The organism is Sphingobium sp. ba1 (assembly GCF_000743655.1).
Lineage (GTDB): Bacteria > Pseudomonadota > Alphaproteobacteria > Sphingomonadales > Sphingomonadaceae > Sphingobium.
Window position 1 is genome coordinate 849,123 of the sequence record NZ_JPPQ01000069.1, and the last position, 2,767, is coordinate 851,889.

General features: G+C 62.0%; 4 protein-coding genes. 1 reads left to right on the plus strand and 3 read right to left on the minus strand.

Going from position 1 to position 2,767, the window contains the following annotated elements; genetic code table 11:
• The 3 genes from IL54_RS07115 to IL54_RS07125 form a co-directional block, all read right to left on the minus strand.
• Nucleotides 1-624 (minus strand): 3-hydroxyacyl-CoA dehydrogenase NAD-binding domain-containing protein (locus IL54_RS07115; RefSeq protein ID WP_037478031.1); only part of this gene is annotated, 624 nt, incomplete at its 3' end.
• Entirely contained in the window at nucleotides 621-1,118 is a 498-nt protein-coding gene (locus IL54_RS07120; RefSeq protein WP_081912824.1) for an acyl-CoA thioesterase, read from the minus strand. The genes IL54_RS07120 and IL54_RS07115, both read right to left, overlap by 4 nt.
• Nucleotides 1,115-1,729: a TetR/AcrR family transcriptional regulator gene (locus IL54_RS07125; RefSeq protein WP_037474329.1), complete on the minus strand. Its 615-nt coding sequence runs from the start codon at nucleotides 1,727-1,729 to the stop codon at nucleotides 1,115-1,117. The genes IL54_RS07120 and IL54_RS07125 overlap by 4 nt, the downstream gene beginning before the upstream one ends.
• Before the next feature lie 160 nt (nucleotides 1,730-1,889).
• Here IL54_RS07125 and IL54_RS07130 point away from each other — a divergent pair.
• A partial coding sequence (locus IL54_RS07130) for a catalase family protein (protein ID WP_237748809.1) occupies nucleotides 1,890-2,767 on the plus strand: 878 nt, incomplete at its 3' end.

Sequence of the window (2,767 nt, forward strand, 5' to 3'; positions counted from 1 at the left end):
AGCCAGATCGGTGGCCGCGTTCAGGAACGGCACCAGCAGGGAGTTGAGGACGTAGCCCGCTTTTTCCTTGCGCACCGGGATCGGCACCATGCCGATCGCGGAGGAGAAGGCGATCAGGGTATCGAACACGGCCGGATCGGTGTCGTCCGTACCCATCACCTCGGCAGTGTTGAACTTCCAGATGCTGTTGGCGAAGTGCAGCGCCAGGAAACGGTCCGGGCGGCCGGTGAAGGCTTTGAGGTCGCTCGGCAGCAAAGTCGAGCTATTGGTGGCGAAGATCGTTCTGTCAGGCGCGAGCGCCGCCAGCTTCTCGTAGAGCGCCTGCTTGATCTCGAGCACTTCCGGAACCGCTTCGATGACCAGATCGGCATTCGCAACCGCAGCCCCAAGATCGGCGGTGAGCGTGATGCGTCTCGAAGCTTCGGCTGCCTTGCCGTCAGCCGCACCCGTCACCTCTTTCACGTAGGTTTCTACAAGCGTTTCGAACCGATGCCTCGCCTGGTCGAGTGCTTCGTCGCTGATCTCATAAGCGGTAACGTCAAAGCCACTATAGGCGGCCTGGAAGGCGATCTGGCTGCCGAGGACACCGGTGCCTAGCACCGTCACTTTCAGGATGTCGCTCATTCATTCTCTTCCTTGCGTCGGGTTTCATAGAGAAACGGCGCAGCGACTTCGGCGGGCACGCGAACCAGCTTGCCGGTAGCTTTCTCGATGAGCACCCATTGCGACAGGGCCGCGACGAGCGTCTGACCGTTACTGTCTTTGAACTCGACGCGCCGGGCGTATCTCGCTCCGCGCGGCTTCCCTTCGACCCAGGTTATGGCAAAGGTCTCTTCGCCCGCCCGGATATTGCCGCGGTAATCGACCTCGTGCCTGAGCACCATAGCAACATAGGTGTCGGCATCCCTCGGACGCGCGGCTGTCAGCCAGTGCGCCACCGACACATCCTGAATCCAGGTCACCCAGACCGCATTGTTGACATGGCCGAGTTCATCGATGTCTTCTTCGGTTGCCTGGAAACGGATATGGAAGCGCCGACGTTCGTCCACTTTTCCAGCCAAGGGCACGCCTGAAGCATCGCAGCCGATCCTGCGGCGTCCTTCGCCAGGAAGGCTCATGACCGGGTGGATGGCGCATCGAGGCCTGCCATCGCGCGAAAGAAGCCGACAAGCATTTGCTCTCGGGGAATAGCGCCTTCGACATCGCCCTGGACCGCCAGTCCCATCCACAGTGCATAGAGGCCGATCCCGGTCTGCAGCGGCGGCAAGGCAGGCCGAAGCGCAAAGCGCCGCGTCAGATCCGCCACAAGTTCTCCGAACAAATGGTGGCAGGCGGCCTTTCCTTCGCGATGCCGTTCAGCGAACGCGGGGTCCCGCCGCGCATGAAGCTGCAATTCGATCGAAAGCAGCGACCAATGCTGTTCGTCAGCCAGCTTAGCCAGCCGCGCCGCAAGCACTTGCAGAGTCGCCTCGATATCATCGCCGGAGCAGTGGGCGACCAGATCGCGCAGAAGCACGACCTCGTCCTGGATATGAGCCTGCAGAATCTCGACCAGCAGATCGTCCTTGCTTGCAAAATTCGAATAGAAGGCCCCCTGCGAATGACCCGCTGCACTACAGATGTTGCGGATCGACATGGCTGCCACCCCTTCTTCCACAATGGACGAATGTGCTGCGGCGAGCAGCTTATCCCGCGTCTGGCGCTGCGTTTCCTCTCGCGTGAGGCGCATGAGCGATCGACCTCCAATTCAGCACGGCATGGAAACCTTTTACCCATGTCGGCGTTCACCGTAAAACCAGATATCACCTGATATCTCGAATGCAACGAAAATCCGGTTCGAAGGATCGCCCTTGGCTGAGACCTATATCCCCTACTCCACCAGCGTCGAAGTGCTCGGCGAAGACGAGGAGCGGCTCACCGCCGAAATCCTCGAAATCATGGCGAGCACCAACCGCAAGGCGTTCGAGCGCCATCGGCATGCGGTGCGCGACGCCCATGCCAAGAGCCACGGGTTCCTGAAGGGCGAACTCGTCGTCCCGGAACTGCCGGAGCATCTGCGCCAGGGGCTTTTCGCTCGCCCGGCCACCTATTCCGTGGTGATCCGCCTCTCATCAGCGCCCGGAGATATCCACTCGGACACCATCCCCGCCCCACGCGGCATGGCGATCAAGGTCATCGGCGTGGAGGGAGAGCGGCTTCTGCCCGACGACCAGGGCCGCAATCAGGATTTCCTGCTGGTCAACATACCGGTCTTGAGCTTCGGCACGATCGGCAAATATCGCCAGCTCATTGGCCTTCTGGAGAAGAATGCGCAGAACCCCGCCTTCCTCCAACGCGCCATGGCCGGGGTGGCGCGTGGCGTGGAAGCCGCGGTCGAAGCGGTCGGCGTCGAGCCCGGCGCGACGCTGCGCGGGCTCGCGCGCGACAACGACCATCTGCTCGGCGAGACCTATCACTCGATGGCGGCGATCCGCTTTGGCGATCACATCGCCAAGATCAGCGCCGCGCCGCTTTCCGACAATGTCCGCGCGCTCACCGGCAAGGACGTCGGCACAGTGGAGGATTCCACGATGCGCGATCTGGTTGTCGAGCATTTCCGCGACCAGGGTGCTGAGTATCAACTGCGCGCCCAACTTTGCGCTGATCTCGACAAGATGCCTGTCGAGGACGCGGCGGTGCTCTGGCCCGAAGAGCTGTCGCCACACCAGCCGATCGCCACGCTGCGCATCCCGCCGCAGGACGCCTATTCGCCGGCGCGGCGGGTCTA

Coding starts and splice junctions, on each gene's coding strand:
- IL54_RS07120 (WP_081912824.1), bottom strand. CDS start 1,118: ATGAGCCTTCCTGGCGAAGGACGCCGCAGGATCGGCTGCGATGCTTCA.
- IL54_RS07125 (WP_037474329.1), bottom strand. CDS start 1,729: ATGCGCCTCACGCGAGAGGAAACGCAGCGCCAGACGCGGGATAAGCTG.